25 protein-coding genes are annotated in these 23,556 nt (G+C 68.4%); 5 read left to right on the top strand and 20 right to left on the bottom strand.

Annotated features, from left to right (window positions below):
• Positions 1–79 precede the first annotated feature (79 nt).
• From choV to AB4112_RS13190, 3 genes are all read right to left on the bottom strand, one after another.
• Positions 80–1,264, bottom strand: a complete 1,185-nt coding sequence (gene choV / locus AB4112_RS13200) for a choline ABC transporter ATP-binding protein (RefSeq protein ID WP_441720210.1) — start codon at positions 1,262–1,264, stop codon at positions 80–82.
• Positions 1,264–2,121: a choline ABC transporter permease subunit gene (gene choW, locus AB4112_RS13195; RefSeq protein WP_309796278.1), complete on the bottom strand. Its 858-nt coding sequence runs from the start codon at positions 2,119–2,121 to the stop codon at positions 1,264–1,266. Before choW ends, choV begins: the two co-directional genes overlap by 1 nt.
• Before the next feature lie 73 nt (positions 2,122–2,194).
• Entirely contained in the window at positions 2,195–3,145 is a 951-nt protein-coding gene (locus AB4112_RS13190; protein ID WP_309796276.1) for a choline ABC transporter substrate-binding protein, read from the bottom strand.
• 208 nt (positions 3,146–3,353) lie between these two features.
• Between AB4112_RS13190 and betA the strand changes: the two genes are divergently transcribed.
• Both betA and betB read left to right on the top strand, forming a co-directional pair.
• Complete coding sequence (betA, locus tag AB4112_RS13185; protein WP_441720205.1) at positions 3,354–5,006, top strand: choline dehydrogenase; 1,653 nt, start codon at positions 3,354–3,356, stop codon at positions 5,004–5,006.
• 14 nt (positions 5,007–5,020) lie between these two features.
• A complete protein-coding gene (betB, locus tag AB4112_RS13180) occupies positions 5,021–6,475 on the top strand; it encodes a betaine-aldehyde dehydrogenase (protein WP_441720202.1) in 1,455 nt (484 codons plus the stop codon).
• On the opposite strand, the gene AB4112_RS13175 is transcribed toward betB, so the two are convergent.
• Entirely contained in the window at positions 6,472–7,392 is a 921-nt protein-coding gene (locus AB4112_RS13175; RefSeq protein ID WP_441720199.1) for a LysR family transcriptional regulator, read from the bottom strand. The genes betB and AB4112_RS13175 overlap by 4 nt on opposite strands.
• A gap of 95 nt (positions 7,393–7,487) precedes the next feature.
• Here AB4112_RS13175 and AB4112_RS13170 point away from each other — a divergent pair, with 95 nt between their 5' ends.
• Together AB4112_RS13170 and rodA are read left to right on the top strand one after the other, a co-directional pair.
• Entirely contained in the window at positions 7,488–8,285 is a 798-nt protein-coding gene (locus AB4112_RS13170) for an NAD(P)H-dependent oxidoreductase (protein WP_441720196.1), read from the top strand.
• A gap of 156 nt (positions 8,286–8,441) precedes the next feature.
• The gene (gene rodA, locus AB4112_RS13165; protein WP_309796267.1) at positions 8,442–9,593 is read left to right on the top strand and encodes a rod shape-determining protein RodA; all 1,152 of its coding nucleotides are present in this window, start codon (positions 8,442–8,444) and stop codon (positions 9,591–9,593) included.
• Between the two features lie 60 nt (positions 9,594–9,653).
• Here the strand turns inward: rodA and AB4112_RS13160 are convergent, their stop codons facing one another.
• From AB4112_RS13160 to AB4112_RS13130, 7 genes are all read right to left on the bottom strand, one after another.
• Complete coding sequence (locus tag AB4112_RS13160; RefSeq protein WP_441720193.1) at positions 9,654–10,172, bottom strand: MerR family transcriptional regulator; 519 nt, start codon at positions 10,170–10,172, stop codon at positions 9,654–9,656.
• 12 nt (positions 10,173–10,184) lie between these two features.
• Complete coding sequence (locus tag AB4112_RS13155) at positions 10,185–10,499, bottom strand: integration host factor subunit alpha (protein WP_309796264.1); 315 nt, start codon at positions 10,497–10,499, stop codon at positions 10,185–10,187.
• 140 nt (positions 10,500–10,639) lie between these two features.
• Positions 10,640–11,617: a beta-ketoacyl-ACP synthase III gene (locus tag AB4112_RS13150; RefSeq protein WP_309796262.1), complete on the bottom strand. Its 978-nt coding sequence runs from the start codon at positions 11,615–11,617 to the stop codon at positions 10,640–10,642.
• A 10-nt stretch (positions 11,618–11,627) separates the two neighbouring features.
• Positions 11,628–12,728, bottom strand: coding sequence for a phosphate acyltransferase PlsX (plsX, locus tag AB4112_RS13145; protein WP_309796260.1), 1,101 nt, complete (start codon positions 12,726–12,728; stop codon positions 11,628–11,630).
• A gap of 22 nt (positions 12,729–12,750) precedes the next feature.
• On the bottom strand, positions 12,751–12,939 hold the full coding sequence (gene rpmF, locus AB4112_RS13140; protein WP_309796258.1) for a 50S ribosomal protein L32: 189 nt from the start codon (positions 12,937–12,939) through the stop codon (positions 12,751–12,753).
• A 96-nt stretch (positions 12,940–13,035) separates the two neighbouring features.
• Positions 13,036–13,569: a YceD family protein gene (locus AB4112_RS13135; RefSeq protein WP_441720188.1), complete on the bottom strand. Its 534-nt coding sequence runs from the start codon at positions 13,567–13,569 to the stop codon at positions 13,036–13,038.
• The gene (locus AB4112_RS13130; RefSeq protein WP_441720185.1) at positions 13,569–14,120 is read right to left on the bottom strand and encodes a ubiquinol-cytochrome C chaperone family protein; all 552 of its coding nucleotides are present in this window, start codon (positions 14,118–14,120) and stop codon (positions 13,569–13,571) included. The genes AB4112_RS13135 and AB4112_RS13130 overlap by 1 nt, the downstream gene beginning before the upstream one ends.
• A 96-nt stretch (positions 14,121–14,216) precedes the next feature.
• On the opposite strand from AB4112_RS13130, the gene AB4112_RS13125 reads away from it, so the two are divergent.
• Positions 14,217–14,738 carry an outer membrane protein assembly factor BamE gene (locus AB4112_RS13125; protein WP_441720182.1) on the top strand — a complete coding sequence of 174 codons (522 nt, stop codon included), beginning with the start codon at positions 14,217–14,219 and terminating at the stop codon, positions 14,736–14,738.
• A gap of 72 nt (positions 14,739–14,810) precedes the next feature.
• On the opposite strand, the gene AB4112_RS13120 is transcribed toward AB4112_RS13125, so the two are convergent.
• From AB4112_RS13120 to rpiB, 9 genes are all read right to left on the bottom strand, one after another.
• Positions 14,811–16,937, bottom strand: coding sequence for a sodium-translocating pyrophosphatase (locus AB4112_RS13120; protein ID WP_374710634.1), 2,127 nt, complete (start codon positions 16,935–16,937; stop codon positions 14,811–14,813).
• A 166-nt stretch (positions 16,938–17,103) separates the two neighbouring features.
• Positions 17,104–18,078 carry a thiamine-phosphate kinase gene (gene thiL, locus AB4112_RS13115; protein ID WP_309796252.1) on the bottom strand — a complete coding sequence of 325 codons (975 nt, stop codon included), beginning with the start codon at positions 18,076–18,078 and terminating at the stop codon, positions 17,104–17,106.
• A 10-nt stretch (positions 18,079–18,088) separates the two neighbouring features.
• The gene (gene nusB / locus AB4112_RS13110; RefSeq protein WP_441720178.1) at positions 18,089–18,565 is read right to left on the bottom strand and encodes a transcription antitermination factor NusB; all 477 of its coding nucleotides are present in this window, start codon (positions 18,563–18,565) and stop codon (positions 18,089–18,091) included.
• Positions 18,566–18,569: 4 nt separating this feature from the next.
• Positions 18,570–19,052: a 6,7-dimethyl-8-ribityllumazine synthase gene (locus AB4112_RS13105; protein ID WP_309796249.1), complete on the bottom strand. Its 483-nt coding sequence runs from the start codon at positions 19,050–19,052 to the stop codon at positions 18,570–18,572.
• A 1-nt stretch (position 19,053) separates the two neighbouring features.
• Positions 19,054–20,202, bottom strand: a complete 1,149-nt coding sequence (ribB, locus tag AB4112_RS13100; RefSeq protein WP_309796600.1) for a 3,4-dihydroxy-2-butanone-4-phosphate synthase — start codon at positions 20,200–20,202, stop codon at positions 19,054–19,056.
• Positions 20,199–20,813: a riboflavin synthase gene (locus AB4112_RS13095; RefSeq protein ID WP_309796247.1), complete on the bottom strand. Its 615-nt coding sequence runs from the start codon at positions 20,811–20,813 to the stop codon at positions 20,199–20,201. The genes ribB and AB4112_RS13095 overlap by 4 nt, the downstream gene beginning before the upstream one ends.
• Positions 20,814–20,876: 63 nt before the next feature.
• Positions 20,877–21,335, bottom strand: coding sequence for a transcriptional regulator NrdR (gene nrdR / locus AB4112_RS13090; RefSeq protein WP_309796245.1), 459 nt, complete (start codon positions 21,333–21,335; stop codon positions 20,877–20,879).
• A 205-nt stretch (positions 21,336–21,540) separates the two neighbouring features.
• Positions 21,541–22,851: a serine hydroxymethyltransferase gene (glyA, locus tag AB4112_RS13085; RefSeq protein WP_309796243.1), complete on the bottom strand. Its 1,311-nt coding sequence runs from the start codon at positions 22,849–22,851 to the stop codon at positions 21,541–21,543.
• Positions 22,852–22,867: 16 nt separating this feature from the next.
• Positions 22,868–23,320, bottom strand: coding sequence for a ribose 5-phosphate isomerase B (gene rpiB, locus AB4112_RS13080; protein ID WP_309796241.1), 453 nt, complete (start codon positions 23,318–23,320; stop codon positions 22,868–22,870).
• Between the last annotated feature and the right edge of the window lie 236 nt (positions 23,321–23,556).

Genomic DNA, 23,556 nt, shown 5'->3' with positions numbered 1-23,556 from the left:
TCCGCGATACCGGCCAGATCAAGGACAGAGCAGAATAAGTTACAATGATATGTCAATAGACGGAGATAGTGCCTTCTCGTTAAAGGTCTTTGCCGCGAAGCAGGCGGGCCACGAGCTCGCTCTCCCCCACTTTACCCACCAGCCGGCCATCATCGTCAAGGACCAGAATGGGCTGGCGCGTCGCCTCATGGGCGGCGATGAAGCGACGCATCGAGGCATGGATCGGCATGGTCGCGATCTGCCCCGGCACCACGCCGTTGATGATGCCGTCGGCGATCTCGAGCGGCCGGTCGGCCTGGGTCACCGCGATCGGCCGGCCGAAATCGTCGATCCGGCAGCGGCAGGTCTTGGCCTTGTCGACCAGGATCGAATCCCCTTCCCGCGGCAGCAGGTCGAGCGGGGTCATCAGGGCTTCGGCCCGCAGCACGTTGAGCGGGTTCACATGGGCGACGAAATTCGCGACGTAATCGTCGGCCGGCTTGGTGACGATCTCCTCCGGCGTGCCGATCTGGACGATGCGGCCGGATTCCATGATGACGATGCGGTTGCCGATCTTCAGCGCCTCGTCGAGATCATGGCTGACGAAGACGATGGTCTTCTTCAGCCGGCGCTGCAGCTCGAGCAGCTCGTCCTGCAGGTGGGTGCGGATCAGCGGGTCGAGGGCCGAGAACGGCTCGTCCATCAGCAGGATGTCGGCATCGGTGGCGAAGGCGCGGGCCAGGCCGACGCGCTGCTGCATGCCGCCCGACAGCTCGCGCGGATACTTCCCCGCCCATTTGTCGAGATGCACCATCGCCAGCTTCTCGTCGACGATGCGGTCGCGCTCGCCCTTCGGCATGCCGCGGAGCTCGAGCCCGAGCCCGACATTCTCGCGGATGGTGCGCCAGGGCATCAGCGCGAATTGCTGGAACACCATCGACACCCAGTCGGCCCGCAGCTTGCGCAGGGTCTGCTCGTCGCAGGTCGCGACATCGACCTCCTCGTCGTCGCAGCGCACGACCATGCGGCCGCGCGTCACCTTGTTCAGGCCGTTGACACAGCGCAGCAGCGAGGATTTTCCGGACCCCGACAGCCCCATCAGCACGCACAGCTCGCCCGGCGGGATCGACAGCTCGGCGCCCGCCACCGCCAGGGTGTCGCCGGTCTCAGCCTGGATCTCGGCCCGGGTGCGGCCCTGGTCTAGCAGGCTGATCGCCCGCTTCGGCGTCGGCCCGAAGATGACGTCGACGGCGTTGAAATGGACGGCGGGAAGGATGTCGGCCATCAGTGCGGCCCCCCGGCCGAGCGTTCGGTTTTCACCATGCGGTCGAGGATGACGGCGAGGATGACGATGCAGAGGCCGGCTTCGAAGCCCATGGGGACATTCACCGAGTTGAGGGCGCGGACGACCGGCTTGCCGAGGCCGTCGGCCCCCACCAGCGCGGCGATGACGACCATCGACAGCGACAGCATGATGCACTGGGTCAGGCCGGCCATGATGGTGGGCAGGGCGTGCGGCAGCTCGACCTTGAACAGCAGCTGCCGCCTGGTGGCGCCGAACGCCTCCCCCGCTTCGAGCAGGGGCGACGGCACGCCGTGGATGCCGAGATAGGTCAGACGGATCGGCGCGGCCACGGCGAAGACGATGGTCGAAATCAGGCCCGGCGCCACGCCCAGCCCGAACAGGATCAGGGTCGGGATCAGGTAGACGAAGGTCGGCAGCGTCTGCATCAGGTCGAGGATCGGCCGGATCACGGCGTAGACCATCGGCCGGTGCGCCGACAGGATGCCGATCGGGATGCCGATCACCAGCGACAGGAAGGTGGCGCTGACCACCAGCGCCAGGGTCTGCATCGTCTCGGTCCAGTAGCCGAGATTGAGGATCAGCAGGAAGCCGATCACGACCAGGACGACCAACTGCCAGCGGCGGTGCAGGAGATAGGCCAGGACGGCGACGATCGCGATGAACACCAGCGGCGGCGGCCACAGCAGGATGTCGATCAGCCATTGGATGGCGGTGGCGAGGCCGATCGAGATGGCATCGAAGACGCTGGCGAAATTGTTGGTCAGAAAATCCGTGAGGTGCTTGATCCACAGCCCCAGCGGGATCTTCTGGGACAAGAGCGCGCTCAGATCGTCCATGCGGCGTCCCTTTTTGTGGCCCTCGGCAGGGTGCCCACCGGTTCAGCCCGGCGAGGCGCCCTGCCGGGGCGGGTCACTTGATGCCGAGCGACGCCTGCACGGCAGCGAGGCCGTCCTTGCCGTCGAAGGTGGTCACGCCGGCCAGCCAGGTCTTCAGTACATCCGGGTTGGCCTTGAGGTATTCGGTGGCCGCCTTGCCGCCTTCCTCGCCGCCGCCGGTGATCGCCTCCATCACCGTGGCTTCCATGTCGAGGGTGAAGGCCAGGTTGTCGAGCAGCTTGCCGACATTCGGACACTCGGTGCGATAGCCGGCGCGGACGTTGGTGTAGACGGTGGCGCCGCCGAAGTTCGGGCCGAAATAGTCGTCGCCGCCGGTCAGGTACTGCAGGGCGAAGTTCTTGTTCATCGGATGCGGCGCCCAGCCCAGGAACACGATCCATTCCTTGCGCCGGATGGCGCGGTCGACCTGGGACAGCATGCCCTGCTCGCTCGATTCGACCAGCTGCCAGCCCTTCAGGCCGAAGGCATCCTTGTCGATCATGCTCTGGACCAGCCGGTTGCCGTCGTTGCCCGGCTCGATGCCGTAGATCTTGTCGGCAAACTTGTCGGCGTTCTTGGTCAGGTCGGCGAAGTCCTTGACCCCGGCCTGGTACACATAGTCCGGCACGGCGAGGGTGTATTTGGCGCCGTCGAGATTGGCCTTGATGCTCTCCACCGACTTGTCGTCGAAATACGGCTTCGCATCGGCGGTCATCGACGGCATCCAGTTGCCGAGGAAGACGTCGATGTTCTTGTTCTTCATCGAGATGTAGGTGACCGGGATCGACAGCAGGTCGGCCGAGGGCTCATAGCCCAGCCCCTTGAGCACCGCCGAGGTCAGCGCCGTGGTCGAGGTGATGTCGGTCCAGCCGACATCGGAAAACCGCACCTTCTGGCAGCTCGCCGGATCCGCGGCCTGCGCCGCCCCGGCAGCCAGGGCCAGGGACATGCCCAGCGCCAGACCGATCATACGTCCCGACATCATGCGACTCTCCTGTTGCCCGCCTGTTCGACATTTTCATTCGTTGAACGCCCCGTCCGGCATCGAAGCATACGGCGGGGCGCCTCATGGTGAGTCTAACGGTGCACGGCCCGCGACCGCTGGCCGATTTCCGGCATCGCATGACGCAAACCGGACGCACCGCCTCGCCCAGCGCCGTTAGCATGCGGCCGCAGGCGAAGGAGCGGAAGGCATGACGACAGAATTCGACTATGTGATCGTCGGCGCCGGCTCGGCCGGCTGCGTCCTCGCCAACCGGCTGTCGGCCGAGCCGGGCAACCGCGTGCTGGTGCTGGAGGCCGGCCCCGAGGACCGGACCTGGAAGATCCACATGCCGGCGGCGCTGACCTACAATCTCGGCGACGACAAGTACAACTGGTACTACGAGACCGAGCCGCAGGCGGCGATGGACAACCGCCGCATGTACTGGCCACGCGGCCGCGTGCTGGGCGGCTCGTCTTCGCTCAACGCCATGGTCTATGTCCGCGGCCATGCCTATGACTACGACCGCTGGGCCGATGAGGGCGCCGCCGGCTGGTCCTATGCCGAGGTGCTGCCCTATTTCCGCCGGGCCGAGACCCGGGCCAAGGGCGGCGACGACTATCGCGGCTCGGACGGCCCGCTGAACGTCTCCACCGGCAGCCAGCCGAATCCGCTGTTCGACGCCTTCATCCAGGCCGGGCAGCAGGCCGGGTACCCGTTCACCGACGACATGAACGGCTACCAGCAGGAAGGCTTCGGCAGGATGGACATGACGATCCATAAGGGCGAGCGCTGGTCGGCCGCCAAGGCCTATCTGCGGCCGGCGCAGTCGCGGCCGAACCTGACGATCGAGACCGGCGCGCTGACCACCCGCATCCTGTTCGAGGGCACCCGCGCCGTCGGGGTCGAATACGCCCAGGGCGGCCAGATCCGCACCGCCCGCGCCGGGCGCGAGGTGATCCTGGCCGGCGGCGCCATCAACTCGCCGCAGCTCTTAATGCTGTCGGGCGTCGGCCCGGCCGACCAGCTGCGCCGGCACGGCATCGCCGTGACCCACGACCTGCCCGGCGTCGGCCGCAACCTGCAGGATCATCTGGAGCTGTACGTCCAGTACGAGTGCACCAAGCCGATCACCCTCTACAGCGTCGAGAACCCGCTGGTGAAGGCGAAGGTCGGGATCGAGTGGTTCCTGTTCCGCAGCGGCCTGACCACCTCGGCCCATCTCGAGGCCGGCGGCTTCATCCGGTCCCGCCCCGGCATCCGCCACCCGGACATCCAGTATCATTTCCTGCCGTCGGTGGTGAACGACCACGGCCGCAAGCCGGGCGACCGCCACGCCTTCCAGGCCCATGCCGGCACCATGCGCGCCACCTCGCGCGGCTGGGTCGAGCTGCGCTCGTCCGACCCGCGAGCCAAGCCGATCCTGCAGCCGAACTACCTGACCACCGAGGATGACCGCGCCGACATGCGCGCCTGCGTCCGGCTGACCCGCGAGATCTTCGCCCAGAGCGGCTTCGACCCCTATCGCGGCAGCGAGATGGCGCCCGGCGCGTCGGTGCGCAGCGACGACGAGATCGACGCCTTCATCCGGGCCAAGGCCGACAGCGCCTACCACCCGTCCTGCACCTGCAAGATGGGCACGGACGAGATGGCGGTGGTCGACCCGGAGACGCGGGTGCGCGGGCTGGAGTCGCTGCGCGTGGTCGACGCCTCGATCATGCCGTCGATCGTCAGCGGCAACCTCAACGCGCCGACCATCATGATCGGCGAGAAGGCGGCGGACATCATCCTCGGCCGCACGCCCCTGCCGCCCTCGAACGCCCCGGTCTACCAGGCGCCGGACTGGCAGACGGCCCAGCGCTGAAGCAGGAGAACCCCATGGTCGAAACCATCCGGCTGCACATCGGCGGCCAGGCGGTCGACGGCAGCGGCACGCCGTTCGACACCATCAACCCCGCCACCGGCAAGCCGGTCGGCCGGGTGCTGGCCGCCTCCCCGGCCGATGTCGGCCGCGCGGTCGACGCCGCCAAGGCCGCCTTCGACGGCTGGGCCGGGATGACCGGCACCCGGCGCGGCCGGATCCTGCGCGAGGCGGTGCGCCTGCTGCGCGCCAACCGCGACCGGCTGGCGCGGATGGAGGTGATGGACACCGGCAAGCCGATCGCCGAGGCGCTGGCGGTCGACATCGATTCCGGGGCCGACGCGATCGAGTACTTCGCCGGCCTGGCCCCGTCGCTGCACGGCACCCACCATGATTTCGGCGGCGCCTTCGCCTACACCCGCCGCGAGCCGCTGGGCGTGGTCGCCGGCATCGGCGCCTGGAACTATCCGCTGCAGATCGCCTGCTGGAAGTCCGGCCCGGCGCTGGCCTGCGGCAACACCATGGTGTTCAAGCCGTCCGAGCTGACGCCGATGACGGCGGTGGCGCTGGCCGAAATCTTCATCGAGGCCGGCCTGCCGCTGGGCGTGTTCAACGTGGTCCAGGGCAAGGGCGAGGTCGGCCACGCCCTGGTCACCCACCCCGATGTCGCCAAGGTGTCGCTGACCGGGTCGGTGCCGACCGGCCGCAAGGTCGCGGCCGCGGCCGCCGGGGCGATGAAGCATGTGACCATGGAGCTGGGCGGCAAGTCGCCGCTGATCGTCTTCGCCGACGCCGATGTCGAGAACGCGGTGAAGGCGGCGATGATGGCCAACTTCTACACCCAGGGCGAAATCTGCTCGAACGGCACCCGGGTGTTCATCGAGGCGCCGCTGCACAACCGCTTCATGGACCTGCTGCTGGCTCGCACCGAGCGGATGCGGATCGGCGACCCGATGGACCCCGAGACCCAGGTTGGCGCCCTGATCTCGGCCGACCACCGCGCCAAGGTGCTGGGCTATGTCGAGGCCGGGCTGCAAGCCGGCGCCCGCCTGGTGTGCGGCGGCCGTGTCCCGGCCGACCCGGCCCTGGCCGACGGCTATTTCGTCGAGCCCGCGATCTTCGACGCCTGCCACGACGAGATGTCGATCGTGCGCGAGGAGATCTTCGGCCCGGTCATGACCGTCCTGACCTTCACCGATGAGGACGAGGTCATCCGCCGCGCCAACGCCACCGAATTCGGCCTCGCCGCCGGGGTGTTCACCCGCGACCTCGCCCGCGGCCACCGCGTCGTGGCCAAGCTGCAGGCCGGCACCTGCTGGATCAACAACTACAACATCACCCCCGTCGAGATCCCGTTCGGCGGCACCAAGCAATCCGGCCTCGGCCGCGAGAACGGCCTGGCCGCTCTGGAGCACTACACCCAGCTGAAGAGCGTCTATGTCGAGACCGGGGACGTCGACAGCCCGTATTAAGGCTTCTCGATTCCCGGAATGCCGCCGATCCGGTCGATGAGAAAATCGACAAGCAGGCGGACGCGGGCGATGCCCGCGCGCTCCGGGACGATCAGCATGCTCAAGGGGACGGGCGGCGGCTCATAGCCGGGCAGGATCGCCTCCAGCCGCCCATCCGCCAGCAGGTCGTCGACCAGCCAGCGATGGGCCGGGCCGATGCCGCGGCCGGCGACCAGCGCCTCGCGCGCGGCGAGGCCGTGGTCGACCCGGAACCGACCGCCAAAGGGCACCGCGTGGCGCTCACCATCGGGCCCCTCGAGGGCCAGCGTGTCGCTGCCGGCGATGTTGGTCATCCGGATGCCCTCATGGCCGGCCAGGTCCTGCGGTACGGCCGGGCGGCCCCGCACCGCCAGATAGGCCGGTGCCGCCACCATCAGCCGCCGGGACCGGCCCAGCGCCCGCAGCTTCATCGAGCTGTCGGTCAGCGGGCCCAGGCGGAGCGCGATGTCGACGCCCTCCCGCACCAGGTCGACATACTCGTCGGTCAGGCTGAGATCGATGCGGATCTCCGGATGCCGGTCCTGGAAGGCGAAGATCAGCCGACCGACATGCAGCACCCCGAAGGCCGCGGTGCAGGAGATCCGGATCGTGCCGGCCGCAGCACCGCGCGTCGCCCGCGCCTCGTCGCCGGCCTGGTCGACCAGGCGCAGGATCTGGACGCAGTCGGCATAGTAGCGGCTGCCCTCATCGGTCAGCGTCACCCGCCGGGTGGTCCGGCTGAGCAGGGGCACGCCGACAGCCTCCTCCAGCTCCCGAAGATGCCGCGTGACCGTGGACTGGCCGACGCCGAATTCGCGTGCCACCGCCGACAGGCTGCCGCGCTCGGCCACGCGGATGAAGCTGCGCATGCGCTCCAGCGTGACGTCCGATCTATCCATGGAACGGCACAATCTTATGCATTGGCCATATATACCGGATTGCTCCGGCGTCGCCCACCTGAAGGGTCGGTTCCCCCTCACGGAGTGCTGACGCCATGAACATCCTGCTCGTCTACGCCCATCCCGAACCGCGCTCGCTCAACGGCGCGCTGCGCGACGTCGCCGTGCGGGAGCTCGAGGCCCAGGGCCACACGGTGCGGGTTTCGGATCTCTACGCTGACCGCTGGAAGTCCGAGGTCGACCGCGCCGACTTCCCGACGCTGACGCCGGATGCTCGACTCCTGCCGGTCGCAGCCTCCAAGACGGCCTTCGACACCGACACGCTGACCGACGACGTCAAAGCCGAGATCGAGAAGCTGCTGTGGGCCGACGCCCTGATCCTCCAGTTCCCCCTCTGGTGGTTCGCCATGCCGGCGATCCTCAAGGGCTGGGTCGACCGGGTGTTCGCCTACGGCTTCGCCTATGGCGTCGGCGAGCACAGCGATCGGCGATGGGGCGACCGCTACGGCGAAGGGACCCTCGCGGGGAAGCGCGCCATGCTGATCGTCACCGCCGGCGGCTGGGAGGAGCATTACAGTCCTCGCGGGGTCAACGGGCCGATCGACGACCTGCTGTTCCCGATCAATCACGGGATCCTCTACTACCCCGGCTACGACGTGCTGCCGCCCTTCGTGGCCTACAGCGTCGACCGTCTCGACGAGGCCGGTTTCGAGGCCATGGCCGAACGCCTGCGCGAGCGGATGCGGACGCTCGCGACCACTCCGCCCATCCCCTACCGGCAGCAGAATGGCGGGGACTATCGGATCCCGAGCATGCAGCTCCGCCCTGGGCTGGGCGATCCGGATGCGGCCGGCTTTGCGCTGCACCTCAACAGCGCCGGTCCCGCGAGCTAGGCCTCACGGACAAAGACCCATGGCCAGGTCGGCCGGGCGTCGCGGGATCTCCCGCGACCTCCCATCCGGTCACACCGCCGCATCCCCCGGCCTTGCCCGGCCACGCTGACGGGGGCATAGTCCGGCCGCCTTTTCGGCGATGGATTTGCCTGGTTCATGAGCAGCTTCCGGATACGCGACGACGCCCCGAGCTACACCATCCTGACCAAGCTCCAGCTGATGAGCTGGGGGCTGGTGATCCTGGTCTGCGCCATCGCCGCGGTCGGCGTCATGCTGCTGTATTCGGCGGGCGGCGGGTCCTGGGAGCCCTGGGCCAGCCGGCAGCTGAGCCGCTTCGGCAGCGGCTTCGTCGTCATGCTGATCTTCGCGATGATCGACATCCGGATCTGGATGAAGATCGCCTACCCGGTCTACGCCATCGTCTTCGCCCTGCTGATCGTGGTCCAGATGATGGGCCATGTCGGCATGGGCGCCGAACGCTGGATCAACCTCGGGCCCCTGGTGATCCAGCCGTCCGAGCTGATGAAGATCGCCCTGGTCCTGGCCCTCGCCCGCTACTTCCACGGCTTCTCGCTGATCGAGGTGCGCAGCCCGCTGGTGCTGATCGTGCCGCTGCTGCTGATCCTGGCGCCGGTCGGGATGGTGCTGATGCAGCCCAATCTCGGCACCGCCATGCTGCTGATCTTCACCGGCGGCGCGGTGCTGTTCGCGACCGGCGTACGGCTGTGGAAATTCGCGGTGGCGATCACGCTCGGCCTGTCGGCGATCCCGATCGGCTGGGAGTTCCTGCACGACTACCAGAAGAACCGCGTCTACACCTTCCTGCAGCCGGAGCGCGACCCGCTGGGCGCCGGCTACAACATCATGCAGTCGAAGATCGCGCTCGGCTCCGGCGCCCTGTTCGGCAAGGGCTTCACCGCCGGCACCCAGAGCCAGCTGATGTTCCTGCCGGAGAAGCACACCGACTTCATCTTCGTGGTGCTGGCCGAGGAGTTCGGCATGGTCGGCGCGCTGATCCTGCTGTTCCTCTACACCATGCTGTTCGTGTACGGGCTGATGATCGCGCTCAGCGCCCGCAGCCATTTCGGCCGGCTGGTCGGCATCGGCCTGACCACGACCTTTTTCCTCTACGTCTTCGTCAATGTCGCGATGGTGACCGGGCTGATCCCGGTGGTGGGCATCCCGCTGCCGCTCGTGTCCTACGGCGGCACCGCCATGCTGACGCTGCTGATGGGCTGCGGCCTGCTGCTGAGCGTCTGGATCCACCGCGAGGTGCGCATTCCGCGCAGCGGCATCACCGACTACTGAGGCCCGGTCGACGGCCGGTCCGGGGCGCTTTCAGGATTGTCCGAACGACCGGTCAGCCTTTCAGCCCTCGCCGGCCCCGCGCAACGCCGATTGCAGGCGCTTGAGTTCGGCCAGAAGCACCGTGAGCTCGTCGCGCAGTTCGGTCGTCAGACCGGCGGCGCGGCCGTCGCCGGCCAGCAGCGACAGCTGCAGCGCGTCGCGCGCCGCCGCCGACGGCTTGGCCGCCGCCTTGCCCTTCGACACCGCGACAGGACGCGGCGGGCCCGACGGCGCTGCCTCCGCGGCGGAGGCGTCGTCCGTATCGGCCGACTTGCCTTCCTTCAGCAGGCGCTGCACGCCCTTGATGGTGTAACCCTCCTCATAGAGGAGGCGCTGGATCCGCCGCAGCAGCTGGACGTCCTCAGGACGATAGTAGCGGCGCCCGCCACCTCGCTTCAGCGGCCGGACCTGGGAGAATTTCGTCTCCCAGAAGCGCAGCACATGCTGCGGCACGGCGAGGTCGTCGGAGACCTCGCTGATCGTGCGATAGGCCGTCGCCGATTTGCGCACCGGCGCCGCCTTCGCTTCCGATCCACCCATTCCCGCCATGACTTACTCGTCGTCTTCCGAGGTGATGTCGGTCCCGTTGATACGCCCCTTGAGCACATGGGACGCCCGGAACACCAGCACCCGGCGCGGCAGGATCGGCACTTCCTGGCCGGTCTTCGGGTTGCGCCCGACTCGCTGGCCCTTCTGGCGCACGCCGAAGGTGCCGAAAGATGAGATCTTCACCGTCTCGCCGCGCTCCAGCGCGTCCGAGATTTCCTCAAGCACCGTCTCAACAAGATCGGCTGACTCATTACGAGACAAGCCAATTTCCTGGTAGATGGATTCGCTGAGCTGGGCTCGTGTTACTGTTTCCGCCATGCCGCCTCCCCCTGACGGGCAATTGCGAAGAAGTCCGTTTGTCACGGTAGCCTCCTCGAAATAATCCGTCAATTCCAAAGCGTTGGGAGAATTTCCTAACGCCCGTCGGAGGCAGAGCGGCTAACTGCGGCTGTTGGCGCCTACCAGCGCACCAGCGCGGCGCCCCAGGTCAGCCCGCCGCCCATGGCTTCGAGCAGCACCAGATCACCCGGCTTGATGCGGCCGTCGGACACGGCCTCGGCCAGGGCCAGCGGGATCGAGGCGGCGGAGGTGTTGGCGTGCTTGTGCACGGTCAGCACCACCTTCTCCATCGGCAGGTCGAGCTTGCGGGCGGTGGCGTCGATGATGCGCTTGTTGGCCTGGTGCGGCACCAGCCAGTCGATGTCCTCGGGCGTCAGGCCGTTGGCCGACAGGGCTTCCTCGACCACTTCGGCCAGGTTGGTGACGGCGTGCTTGAACACCTCACGCCCTTCCATGCGGACATGGCCGACAGTGCCGGTCGAGGACGGCCCGCCATCGACATAGAGCTTGTCCTCGTGGCGGCCGTCGGAATGCAGATGGGTCGACAGGATGCCCGGGTCGTCGGTGGTCCCGCCGCCTTCGACCGCGCGCAGCACCACCGCCCCGGCGCCGTCGCCGAACAGCACGCAGGTGCCGCGGTCGGTCCAGTCGAGCAGGCGGGAGAAGGTCTCGGCACCGATCACCAGCGCGGTCCGCGCCTGGCCCAGCCGGATCATGTTGTCGGCCATCGCCAGGGCGTAGACGAAGCCCGAGCAGACCGCCTGGACGTCGAAAGCGGCGCCGCGGGTCATGCCGAGCGCAGCCTGCACCCGCACCGCGGTCGCCGGGAAGGTCTGGTCCGGAGTCGTCGTCGCCAGCACGATCAGGTCGAGATCGCTGCCCTCGACCTTGGCCATGGCCAGGGCCTTGCGGGCGGCGGCCAGCGCGAGGTCCGAGGTCTTCTCGTCCGGCGCGGCGATGTGGCGGACGCTGATGCCGGTGCGCTGGACGATCCACTCATCCGAGGTGTCGACCGTGCGGGCGAGCTCGGCATTGGTGACTTCACGCACAGGCAGGGCGGAACCGCATCCGATGATGCGCGCGCGACGGACGGTCATAGGGTGCCGGTCATTGGGGTTGTTCGATCCCGATCGGGGCAGTCGGTGGCAGGGCCGCAGCGGAGTCGCCGCCATTCCGACTGCCTTCGAAACGGCTGAACTCCTGCTTCACCTTATCATTGAAGCCATGGATGACCAGATCGACGCCGACATCGATGGCATGGGCGAAGCCCTCGCCATCGGTGCCGCCATGGCTTTTGACGCAGATGCCGTTCAGGCCGAGGAACAGGGCGCCGTTGTACTGGCGCGGGTCGGTCCGGTGCCGCAGCCGGCGGAAGGCGCCGCGCGCCAGGAGGTAGCCGAGCGAGGCCAGCCAGGAGGACTGGAAGCTGTGGCGCAGCCAGGTGGCGTACAGCTTGGCGGTGCCTTCGGCGGTCTTGAGCGCGACATTGCCGGAGAAGCCGTCGGTCACCACGACATCGACCTTGCCGGCCGGGATGTCGTCGCCTTCGACGAAGCCTTCGAACCGGCCAGGGAATTCGAGCTCGCGCAGCCGGGCCGCGGCGTCGCGGACCGCATCGGGGCCCTTCAGCGCCTCGGAGCCGACATTGAGCAGGCCGACGGTCGGGTCGACCAAGCCCAGCACCGCCTTGGCGAAGACGGCGCCCATGATGGCGAACTGGACCAGGTTCTCGGCGTCGCATTCGATGTTGGCGCCGAGGTCGAGCATGACGCTCTCGCCGCGCAGCGTCGGGAAGAACGACGCGATCGCCGGCCGGTCGATACCCGGCAGCGTCTTGAACACGATCTTGGCCATCGCCATCAGCGCGCCGGTGTTGCCGGCGGAGACGATGCACTGCGCTTCACCGGCCGCGACCGCGTCGATCGCGATCCGCATGCTTGAGTTGCGTCCGCCGCGGATCGCGGTGGACGGCTTGTCCTCATTGGTGATGCGGTCGGCGGCATGCCGAATCGACGACACCGCCGCGAGGGCGGGCCGCTTCTTCAGAAGCGGTGCGATCACCGCCTCGTCGCCGACGATCAGAAAATGCACGTCAGGATGGTGCGTGCGGGCAATCTCGGCCCCGTCGAGCACCATCTCGGGCGCCCGGTCGCCACCCATGGCGTCGAGCGCGATCGTCACTGGGCCAGAGGCCGCCGGGTCGGTCATTCCCTACGCAGGTGCAGATCGATCAGGCGGTCGCCGTCGTCTCGCTGACGATCTCACGGCCGTGGTAGTGACCGCAGGAATCGCAGACATGGTGCGGACGGGCCAGCTCGCCGCAATTGGCGCATTCGACATAGGTCGAACCGGCCAGAGCGTGGTGCGAGCGACGCATGTCACGCCGCGACTTCGACGTCTTCTTCTTCGGAACAGCCATTTGCTTGAACTCTCGATACGAAAAGGCGGCACCAGGGGGGCCGCCTCAGACCGGCGTTACTTAATCGAAAAGGCCCGGCGGAGCAAGGAAAAGCAATCAGCCCTCGGCGTCGCCGTCCCCGCCCGGCTTGAGCCCGGCGAAGGGCCGGCGCGTCTCGATCTCGACCGGCGGCGCCTCCACGACCGGCGGCGGCGCGTCGGGCGAGCGCGGATAGGGGTCGAGGGCCAGCAGCAGGTGCTGGGCCGCCAGTTCGCCGAGATCGACCCGGCCGTCGACCAGCGGCTCGACCTCCGCCGCCAGCGGATCGACCTCGATCTCGGCGGAGTCGTGATCGGCGGCCGCATCGGCGAAGACGGCCTCGACCTCCTCTTCGATCGTGGCCGGCAGCGGGTCGAGGGTGACGACGCAGCGCTGCACCACCGCGGCGCTCAGCGTGCCGTCGACCAGGACCGTGTCGCCGCGACCGGCCCGCAGCGCGAATCGCGCCTGGAGCGCGTCGATCGCGACCAGGTCGAAGCGCTTGGCCAGGGCCTCGCGCTCCGCGGCGTCGGCCTCGATCGCGATCGTCCGGCCGCCGCGCGGCAGGCTGCCGACGCCGACGATCCGGCTGAATTCAGGAGTCTCCGCCATCACGCTGCCTCCACCATCTCCGGCGCCGGGCCGAACCGGACGTCGCCTGCCAGGAACACCGCCGCCGGCTGCGCGGCCAGCCCCGCCACCTCGCGGCGGAGATAGGCCGCCACCGCCCTGACCTGCCCCGCCGCGGGCTCCGCCGTGCCGTAGAGGTTGCGGCGCAGGGCGGCCTCCAGCTCCTGCGGATCGTCTGCGCCGAGGCCGCGGTCATAGGCGACGATGCGGCCGTAGAAGCCGCGCCCCATCGCCTTCACCTTCTTGGCGATGCTGAAATCGGTGACGCCGATCTCGCGCAGGCTGAGATCCATGTCGGCGAACATGTGATCGAACAGCGCCTGGGCGAAGTCCGGCGCCGGCGGCGCCTCGCGCTTCAGCCGGTGGAAGACCAGGAAGGCATGCAGCGCCAGCGCCTCGAACCGGCCGTCCAGCGTGTCGGGCACGCCGCAGGCGGTGAAGAAGGCGGGGCTTCGCGCCTGCTCGACCAGCTTGACGTAGAGTTCGGCGGCGATCCGCTCCTGGCGGCGGCGGGGGAACAGCTTGGACAGCACGAAGACCGATCGGTTTTGCGGAAAGGACGCGGCGATATTGGTCGAGCTTGAAGTGGTGTGCTAGAGGGAAGCCTTCAATCGCGGAGATATGAGGCGATGACGGAAAGAGCAAGGGTCGTCCGGACCATGGCGGCCGGCCTGCTCGTGGCGGCTGCGGTGTCAGCCTGCACGCCACGGGTGGCCACGCGCGGCAACCTCGTCGAGGACTACCGGCTCGAGCAGGTCCACACCGGCACCAGCACGAAGGCCGATGTGTCGACGATTCTGGGAACCCCCACGACGATTTCGACCTTCGACGACAACATCTGGTACTACATCGGCCAGCGTGTCGAGACGGTCGCGTTCTTCGCCCCGGAGGTGACGCAGCGGCGGGTGCTGCGGATGCAGTTCGACCCGACCAGCAGCACGCTGACCGACGTCAAGGAAGTGGACCTGGCTGACGCGCAGCAGGTGGCGATGGTGTCGCGTGAGACGCCGACGCTGGGCCGCCGCATCGGCATCCTGGAGCAGTTCCTGGGCAATATCGGGCGCTTCAACGACGCTGCCGGCAGCACCGCCCCGAACCGTCGCGCCGGCACCGGCGGGGTCGCCGGCCCAGGCGCCGGCGGCGGCTACTAGCCCCCACCGGGCCTGTCGCCAACGGAAAAGCCCCGGCACCTCGCGGTGCCGGGGCTTTCGTCGTCCGTGCGATCAGCCGTGGGCGAGGATCGCCAGCAGCAGCAGGGCGACGATGTTGGTGATCTTGATCATCGGGTTCACCGCCGGGCCGGCGGTGTCCTTGTAGGGATCGCCGACGGTGTCGCCGGTGACGGCCGCCTTGTGCGCGTCCGACCCCTTGCCGCCGTGGTTGCCCTCCTCGATGTACTTCTTGGCGTTGTCCCAGGCGCCGCCGCCCGAGGTCATCGAGATGGCGACGAACAGGCCGGTGACGATGACGCCGAGCAGCATCGCGCCGAGCGCGGAGAAGGCGGCCGAGCGGCCGGCGATCGCCTCGATCACGAAGTACAGCACGATCGGCGCCAGCACCGGCAGCAGCGACGGCACGATCATCTCGCGAATCGCAGCCTTGGTCAGCATGTCGACCGCGCGTTTGTAGTCCGGCCGGCTGGTGCCTTCCATGATCCCCGGATTCTCGCGGAACTGGCGGCGGACCTCCTCCACCACCGATCCGGCGGCGCGGCCGACCGCGGTCATGCCCATCGCCCCGAACAGGTAGGGCAGCAGGCCGCCGATCAGCAGGCCGACGACCACGTAGGGGTTGGCCAGGGAGAAGTCGAGCACCAGCCCCTTGAAATAGGGATGCTCGGCCGGGCTGGAGATGAAGAAGTTGAGGTCCGAGGTGTAGGCCGAGAACAGCACCAGGGCACCGAGGCCGGCCGAGCCGATGGCGTAGCCCTTGGTCACCGCCTTGGTGGTGTTGCCGACCGCGTCCAGCGCGTCGGTGGTGACCCGGACATCGGCCGGCAAATCCGCCATCTCGGCGATGCCGCCGGCGTTGTCGGTGACCGGGCCGTAGGCGTCGAGCGCCACGACCATGCCGGCCAGGGCCAGCATGCTGGTGACGGCGATGGCGATGCCGAACAGCCCGGCGAGCAGATAGGTGACGATGATGGCGGCGCAGATGATCAGCGCCGGGATCGCCGTCGATTCCATCGAGATCGCCAGACCCTGGATCACGTTGGTGCCGTGGCCGGTGGTCGAGGCCTGGGCCACCGACTGGACCGGACGGAAGTTGGTGCCGGTGTAGTATTCCGTGGTCCAGATCAGTAGGCCGGTGACGACCAGGCCGCTGACGCCGCACAGGAACAGCGACAGCCCGCTGAAGGTGGTGCTGACGCCACCGATGCTGACGGTGTACTGGGTGCCAAGCCCGATTACGATCCAGGTCACCAGCAGGATGCCGACCAGCGACAGCCCGGCCGAGACCACGAAGCCGCGGTACAGCGCGCTCATGATGTTGTTCGAGGCGCCGAGCTTGACGAAGAAGGTGCCTGCGATCGAGGCCGGGATGCAGATGCCGCCGATCGCCAGCGGATACAGCATCATCCACGACATCGCCGCGGAGCCCGCGAAGAAGATCGAGGCCAGCACCATGGTGGCGACGGTGGTGACGGCATAGGTCTCGAACAGGTCCGCGGCCATGCCGGCGCAGTCGCCGACATTGTCGCCGACATTGTCGGCGATGACGGCCGGGTTGCGCGGGTCATCCTCGGGAATGCCGGCTTCGACCTTGCCGACCAGGTCGGCGCCGACATCGGCGCCCTTGGTGAAGATACCGCCGCCGAGACGGGCGAAGATCGAGATCAGCGACGCGCCGAAGCCGAGCGCGACCAGCGGATCGATCAGGCCGCGGCCGGTGGCGCCGGAGAGCAGCAGGATGCTGTAGTAGCCGGCGACCGCGATCAGCGCCAGGCCGGCCACCAGCATGCCGGTGACGGCGCCGGAGCGGAAGGCGATGGCGAGGCCGGCAGCCAGGCCCTGACGGGAGGCCTCGGCGGTCCGGACATTGGCCCGGACGGAGATGTTCATGCCGACATAGCCGGCCGCGCCCGACAGCACCGCGCCGATGACGAAGCCGATGCCGACCGAAACGGAGAGGAGAAGCGAAACGATGACGGCGATCACCACGCCGACCACACCGATGGTGAGATACTGCCGGTTCAGATAGGCGCCGGCGCCTTCCTGAATCGCGGCGGCAATGGCCTGCATCCGGGCATCGCCCGGGCTGGCCGACAACACGCTTCGGGCCGCCCACACACCATAGGCCAATGCGCCTAGGCCGCAGAGCAGCACGAAGACAAGGACCGCTGACACCATTCCTGAGTCCCTCGCCCCTGTTGATGACGCGCCAGCCCGGTTCAGGCCGGCTCCGCTTCTTTTGCGCGCAAACGATGCCAGAGCAGGAAGAGCAGGGCAATGAGCGCGAAATTTTTTTGCTTTGTGGCAGGAATCAGGCCGATTCCGGTCGTCAGCGGGGCACCGATCAGAAGTGTTGCCAGCCCGCAAGCGACTCGACCGGCCGGCCCTGGGGATCCAGCAGGCGGACCCCCTGCCCCGCCGCGATCCGGCCGATCCGCCCGACCGGCGTGCCCGTGGCCGAAGCCGCCGCTTCGACCGCCGAACGGGCTTCAACCGGGGCGGTGAACAGCAACTCGTAGTCGTCGCCACCGGCCCAAGCCACCGCCTGCAGCGCGGGATCGGCGGCCACCGCCGCGCGGGCGGCGTCGGACAACGGCAGCCGCGCCAGTTCGACCTCGGCGGCGACCCCGGAGGCGGCGCAGATGTGCGGCAGGTCGCCCGGCAGCCCGTCCGACAGGTCCATCGCGGCATGGGCGATGCCGACCAGGGCCGCGCCCAGGGCCAGCCGCGGCTGCGGCAGGTGATAGCGCAGCGCCAGCGCCTCGACCGCGTCGGCGGCCAGCGCCTGGAGGTCGCCCCGGGCGGCGCGCAGGCCGAGGGCGCCGTCGCCGAGCGTGCCGCTGGCATAGAGGTCGTCGCCGGCCTTGGCTGCGGCGCGGCGCAACATCGCCCCCTTCGGCACCGTGCCGAAGGCGGTGACCGACAGCATCGCCGGCCCCGGCGTCTTCACCGAATCGCCGCCGAGCAGGCCGATGCCGTATTCCGCCTGGTCCGCGGCCAGGCCTTCGACGAAACGCGCGATCCAGCTGTCGTCCGGCTGCGACGGCAGCGCCGTGGTCAGGGTGTAGGCCAGGGGCGTGGCGCCCTTGGCGGCCAGATCGGACAGGTTGACCCGCAGCAGCTTGCGCGCCAGCCGGGCCGGGTCCTCGCCTGGGAGGTAATGGACCGATTCGACCATCGCGTCGGTGGTGACGACCAAGTCACGGCCGGGCCCGGGATCGAGCAGCGCGGCGTCGTCGGCAAGATCGAGCGCCCCGGCCAGGCCCTGGGCCAGCGGTCTGAAGAAGCGGGCGATGCGGTCGAATTCGCCGAGGCCCATGGCCGTGGCCTCAGCCGGCGCTGGTTTCGCCCGGACGGCGCTCGCGGGCGATGCGGTCGAGCACCGCATTCACCATCGCCGGTTCCTTGCCGCCGAAGAAGGCCCGGGTGACGTTGACGTATTCCGAGATCACGATCGGCGCCGGAACGTGCACGCTGGCCAGCAGCTCCCACGCCCCGGCCTGCATCACGCAGCGCAGCAGCACGTCGAGCCGGGCCAGCGAGAACTGGGCGTCGAGGGCGCCGGAGACCAGGGCGTCGACCTCCGCGCTGCGGATGCGCGTGCCGCGCACGATCTCGCCGAACAGAGGCGCATCGGGCTCGACCATCGCCTCGCCCTCGATCGGCTCGCCGAAGCGGTGGCGGGCGAACTCGGCGATCACCTTGTCCAGCGGCGTGCCGGACTGCTCGATCTGGTAGAGGGCCTGGACGGCGGCCAGGCGGGCGGCGCTGCGGCGGGCCTTGGCGGAAGGTTTCTGCGTGGACATGGCGTCAGCGCTGTCCCTGCTGGAAGCGGCGCTTGAGCTCGATCATCGCCAGGGCGGCCCGGGCGGCCCCGCCGCCCTTGTCCATCTCGTCGACCTTGGCGCGGGCCCAGGCCTGGGCCTCGGTCTCCACGGTCAGGATGCCGTTGCCGATGGCCAGGCCGTGGCGCAGCGCCAGATCCTGCAGGCCGCGGGCGCTCTCGTTGCACACCGTGTCGTAATGCGAGGTCTCGCCGCGGATGACGCAGCCGAGCGCGACATAGCCGTCGAAGCGGTGGCCCGAGGCCGCGGCGATCTGCACCGCGGCCGGGATCTCCAGCGCGCCGGGCACGGCGACGCGCTCCCAGGTCGCGCCGACCTGCTCCAGCACCGCGACGACGCCGCGCGCCAGCTCGTCGGTGATGTCCTCGTAGAAGCGGGCCTCGACGATCATGATATGCGGCGCCGGGCCGCTGAAGGACACCGGTCGCGTCTCGGTCTTGGCGACCATGTCAGTTCTCCTGGGGGCCGGCCCCCGCGGTGCCGGCAATAGCGCGCTGTTCAACCACAGTCAGGCCATAGCCGTCGATGCCGATGATGGTGCGCGGGTGGTTGGACAGCAGGATCAGGTTGCTGACACCGAGGTCGATCAGGATCTGGGCGCCGACGCCGTAGTCGCGCAGCTCGTGCCCGCTCTCCTTCGACGGCGTGCCTTCGAGCCGGCGCTTGAGGCGCTCGCTCAGGCTGTCGGGCTGCGGCTCGCGGATCAGCACCACGATGCCCCTGCCTGCCTGGCCGATCGCCTCCATCGCGCCGTGCAGCATGCCGGCGCTGTCGCCATGGACGTCGCCGAGCACATCGTCCAGCACGTTCAGCGCATGCATGCGGACCAGCACCGGGTCGTCGCCGGCGACATCGCCCTTCACCAGCGCGACATGCTCGGCGTAGCGCGCGGTGTTGACGTAGACCAGCATCTTCCAGTCGCCGCCGAAGCGGCTCTGGATCGTGGTCTCCAGCTTGCGCTGGACCAGCGATTCCTGGCAGCGGCGATAGGCGATCAGGTCGGCGATGGTCCCGATCTTGAGGTTGTGGAACTGGGCGAACTTCACCAGGTCCGGCAGCCGGGCCATGCTGCCGTCGTCGTTCATGATCTCGCAGATCACCCCGGCCGGATACAGCCCGGCCAGGCGCGAGATGTCGACCGCCGCCTCGGTGTGGCCGGTGCGCTCCAGCACGCCGCCGTCGCGCGCCACCAGCGGGAAGACGTGGCCCGGCGTGGCGACGTCGGCCGGGCCGCAGGCGGGGTCGATCGCGACCGCGATGGTGCGGGCCCGGTCGGCGGCCGAGATGCCGGTGGTCACGCCCTCGCGCGCCTCGATCGAGACGGTGAAGGCGGTCTGGTGCCGCGAGGCGTTGCTGCGGGTCATCAGCGGCAGGCCGAGCTCGGCGATGCGCTGGTGCTCCATGGCCAGGCAGATCAGGCCGCGGCCGTAGCGCGCCATGAAGTTGACCGCCTCGGCATCCGCCATCTGCGCCGGGATCACGAGGTCGCCCTCGTTCTCGCGGTCCTCGTCGTCGACGAGGATGAACATGCGGCCCTGGCGCGCCTCCTCGATGATCTCGTCGATCGGCGAGAGAAGCGCCTGGTCCTCTGTGGTCAGCCGGCTGTCTTGCGACCGCGCAGCAGGCGCGCCGTGTACCGCGCCAGCATGTCGATCTCCAAGTTCACGCGGTGAGCCGTGCTTAAGCTTCGAAATGTCGTGCATGACTGCGTGTGAGGTATGATGTTGACGCCGAAACGGCAGGTGCCCGAAGGCGTGTCCTCGACCTCGTTGACCGTCAGCGAGACGCCTTCGATCGCGACCGAGCCCTTCGAGGCGATGTAGTCCGCCAGCGCGGCCGGGGCCTCGATGGTGAAGCGCACGCTGTCGCCCTCCGGCCGGCGGTCGACGATGGTGCCGACGCCGTCGACATGACCGTACACCAGATGGCCGCCGATCTCGTCGCCGAGCTTGAGCGAGCGTTCGAGGTTGATCTCGGTGCCGACCGACCAGTCGCCCAGGGTGGTGCGCGACAGGGTCTCGCCCGAAGCCTCGACCGCGAAGCGGCCAGGCCCGGTCTCGATCACGGTCAGGCAGACGCCGTTGTGCGCGACCGACGCGCCGATCTCGATCGTGGCGGTGTCGAAGCCGGTTTCGATGATGTAGCGGGTGTCGCCTCGCCGCTCGATCGCCGCGACGCGCCCCACATCGGTGATGATGCCGCTGAACATGGCCGGCACCCTATGACGACAACGCTGTGGTTTCCAGCGAAACCACACCAAGTCCGGCGCCGGTCAGGGTCGCTCGCCGCGCAGTTGATCGACAAAATCGCTGAAGGCGCCAGGTTCCTGGAAGTCGCGGTAGACCGAGGCGTAGCGGATATAGGCGACCTTATCGACGCCGCTGAGCGCCTTCATCACCATCTCGCCGATCGACTTGGACGGAATCTCGCTCTCGCCCGAGCTTTCGAGCTGGCGGACCAGGGAGTTGACGATGCGCTCCAGCCGCTCGATGTCGATGTCGCGCTTGCGCAGGGCGATGCGCATCGAGCGCAGCAGCTTCTCGCGGTCGAAGGGCTCGCGCTGGCCGCCCGACTTGATCACCGTCAGCTCGCGCAGCTGGATCCGTTCGAAGGTGGTGAAGCGGGCGCCGCAGGCCGGGCAGAAGCGGCGGCGGCGGATCGCGGAATTGTCCTCGGTGGGGCGCGAATCCTTCACCTGGGTGTCGTCGTGGCCACAGAATGGACAGCGCATCGCTCCCCCCGGAAATGGTTTCGCCCACAGCGAATGGATACCATCCGTTGTGGGCGAACCACAATCTATCGGTTGAGGAAGGCGGGCAAGATCGCCCCGCTCCTCCTTCATTCGTCATGCCACGGCTCGACCGTGGCATCCAGGGGCGGCCAGAGCGGCTCTTGGTGCCCCTGGATCCTCGGGATGACAGTAAGAGTGCGGGGCCTCAGAGACCCTGGTAGATCGGGAACCGGGCGCACAGCGCCTCGACCCGGGCGCGGACCGCCTTTTCGACCTTCGAATTGTCGTCCGGGTTCGCCGCCAGCCCGTCCAGCACCTCGACCGCCATCTCGCCGATCTGGCGGAACTCGGCCAGGCCGAAGCCGCGCGAGGTCGCCGCCGGGCTGCCCAGGCGCACGCCGGAGGTGATGGTCGGCTTCTCCGGGTCGAACGGCACGCCGTTCTTGTTGCAGGTCATGCCGGCATGCTCGAGGCTGGCCTCGGCGGCCTTGCCGGTCAGCTTCTTCGGCCGCAGGTCGACCAGCATCAGATGCGTGTCGGTGCCGCCCGAGACGATGTCGAGGCCGCCGGCGCGCACGGTCTCGGCCAGCAGCTTGGCGTTCTCGACCACCGCCTTGGCGTAGAGCTTGAACTCCGGCCGCAGCGCCTCGCCGAAGGCCACCGCCTTGGCGGCGATGACATGCATCAGCGGGCCGCCCTGCAGGCCGGGGAACACGGCCGAGTTGATCTTCTTGCCGATGTCGAGGTCGTTGGTCAGCACCATGCCGCCGCGCGGCCCGCGCAGGGTCTTGTGGGTGGTGGTGGTGACGATGTGGGCGTGCGGCAGCGGGCTGGGATGCACGCCGCCGGCGACCAGGCCGGCGAAATGCGCCATGTCGACCATGAGGTAGGCGCCGACCGAATCCGCGATCTGGCGGAAGCGCGGGAAGTCGAGCACCCGCGGATAGGCCGAGCCGCCGGCGACGATCAGCTTCGGCTTGTGCTCGGTGGCCAGGCGCTGCAGCTCGTCATAGTCGATCCGGGCGTCCTCGCGCCGGACGCCGTACTGCACCGCGTTGAACCACTTGCCCGACTGGTTCGGGGCGGCGCCATGGGTCAGGTGGCCGCCGGCGGCCAGCGACATGCCCAGGATGGTGTCGCCCGGCTGCAGCAGGGCGAAGAACACCGCCTGGTTGGCCTGGGCGCCGGAATGCGGCTGGACGTTGGCGAAGGCGCAGTCGAACAGCTTGCAGGCGCGCTCGATCGCCAGCGTCTCGGCGACGTCGACGAACTCGCAGCCGCCGTAGTAGCGGCGGTTGGGATAGCCCTCGGCATACTTGTTGGTCAGGACCGAGCCCTGGGCGTCGAGCACCGCGCGGGACACGATGTTCTCGCTGGCGATCAGCTCGATCTGCGACTGCTGGCGCTTCAGCTCGTCGCGGATGCTCTGCATCACCGCCGGGTCGGTGTCCGCCAGGCGGGCAGTGAACAGGGAGTCGCCCGTGGACGACTTGGCGGCGGTGTCGAGGGAGCTCATGGGCGGATCATCCTGGTCAGGCTGTGGGCACGTCGATCTTGGCGATGCGGTCACCGTGCCGTCCGCCGTCGTAAGCGGTGGACAGGAACACGGCAAGGCAGTCCTGGGCGGTCTCGAAGCCGATGATTCGGGCGCCGAGGGCCAGCACGTTCGCATCGTTGTGCTGGCGGGACAGCCGGGCGGTGGTGACGTCGTGGCAAAGCGCCGCGCGAACGCCGCGATGGCGGTTGGTCGCGATCGAAATGCCGATGCCGGTGCCGCAGACCACCAGGCCCCGCGTGGCCCGGCCGGTGCGGATGGCCACGGCGACGGCATGGCCGAAATCGGGATAGTCGACCCGATCGGGCCCGTTGGTGCCGAGGTCCAGCACGGTCAGGCCGTGGGCCTCGATCACCGGCTTGAGCTGGTCCTTGAGGGTATAGCCGGCGTGATCGGCGGCGATGGCGACAGTGTTCGTGGCGTCGGTCATTGGATTTTCTGGTCGGATCGGGATGCAGGCGACCTTCGCATATTTTGCGTTGGAGGGTGAGCCGGAACATGGCTCAATCTTAGACCTTGCAACCCGCGGCAAATTCGCATTGCAGCCTAGGGTTGTAGAATAGATCTTATTTTCGCATTCACGTTGACATACGCGATATCAGATGCGACCTCGTTGTCGCTGTTGACGACACAAAGAAAAGGAATTGAACAATGGAGGACGCGGCA

Origin of the sequence: Inquilinus sp. 2KB_23 (assembly GCF_052115705.1) — a bacterium.
Taxonomy (GTDB): Bacteria; Pseudomonadota; Alphaproteobacteria; order DSM-16000; family Inquilinaceae; genus Inquilinus; species Inquilinus ginsengisoli_A.
Note: the sequence above shows the minus strand (reverse complement) of the source record. Positions and strands in the feature narration are given on the sequence as shown.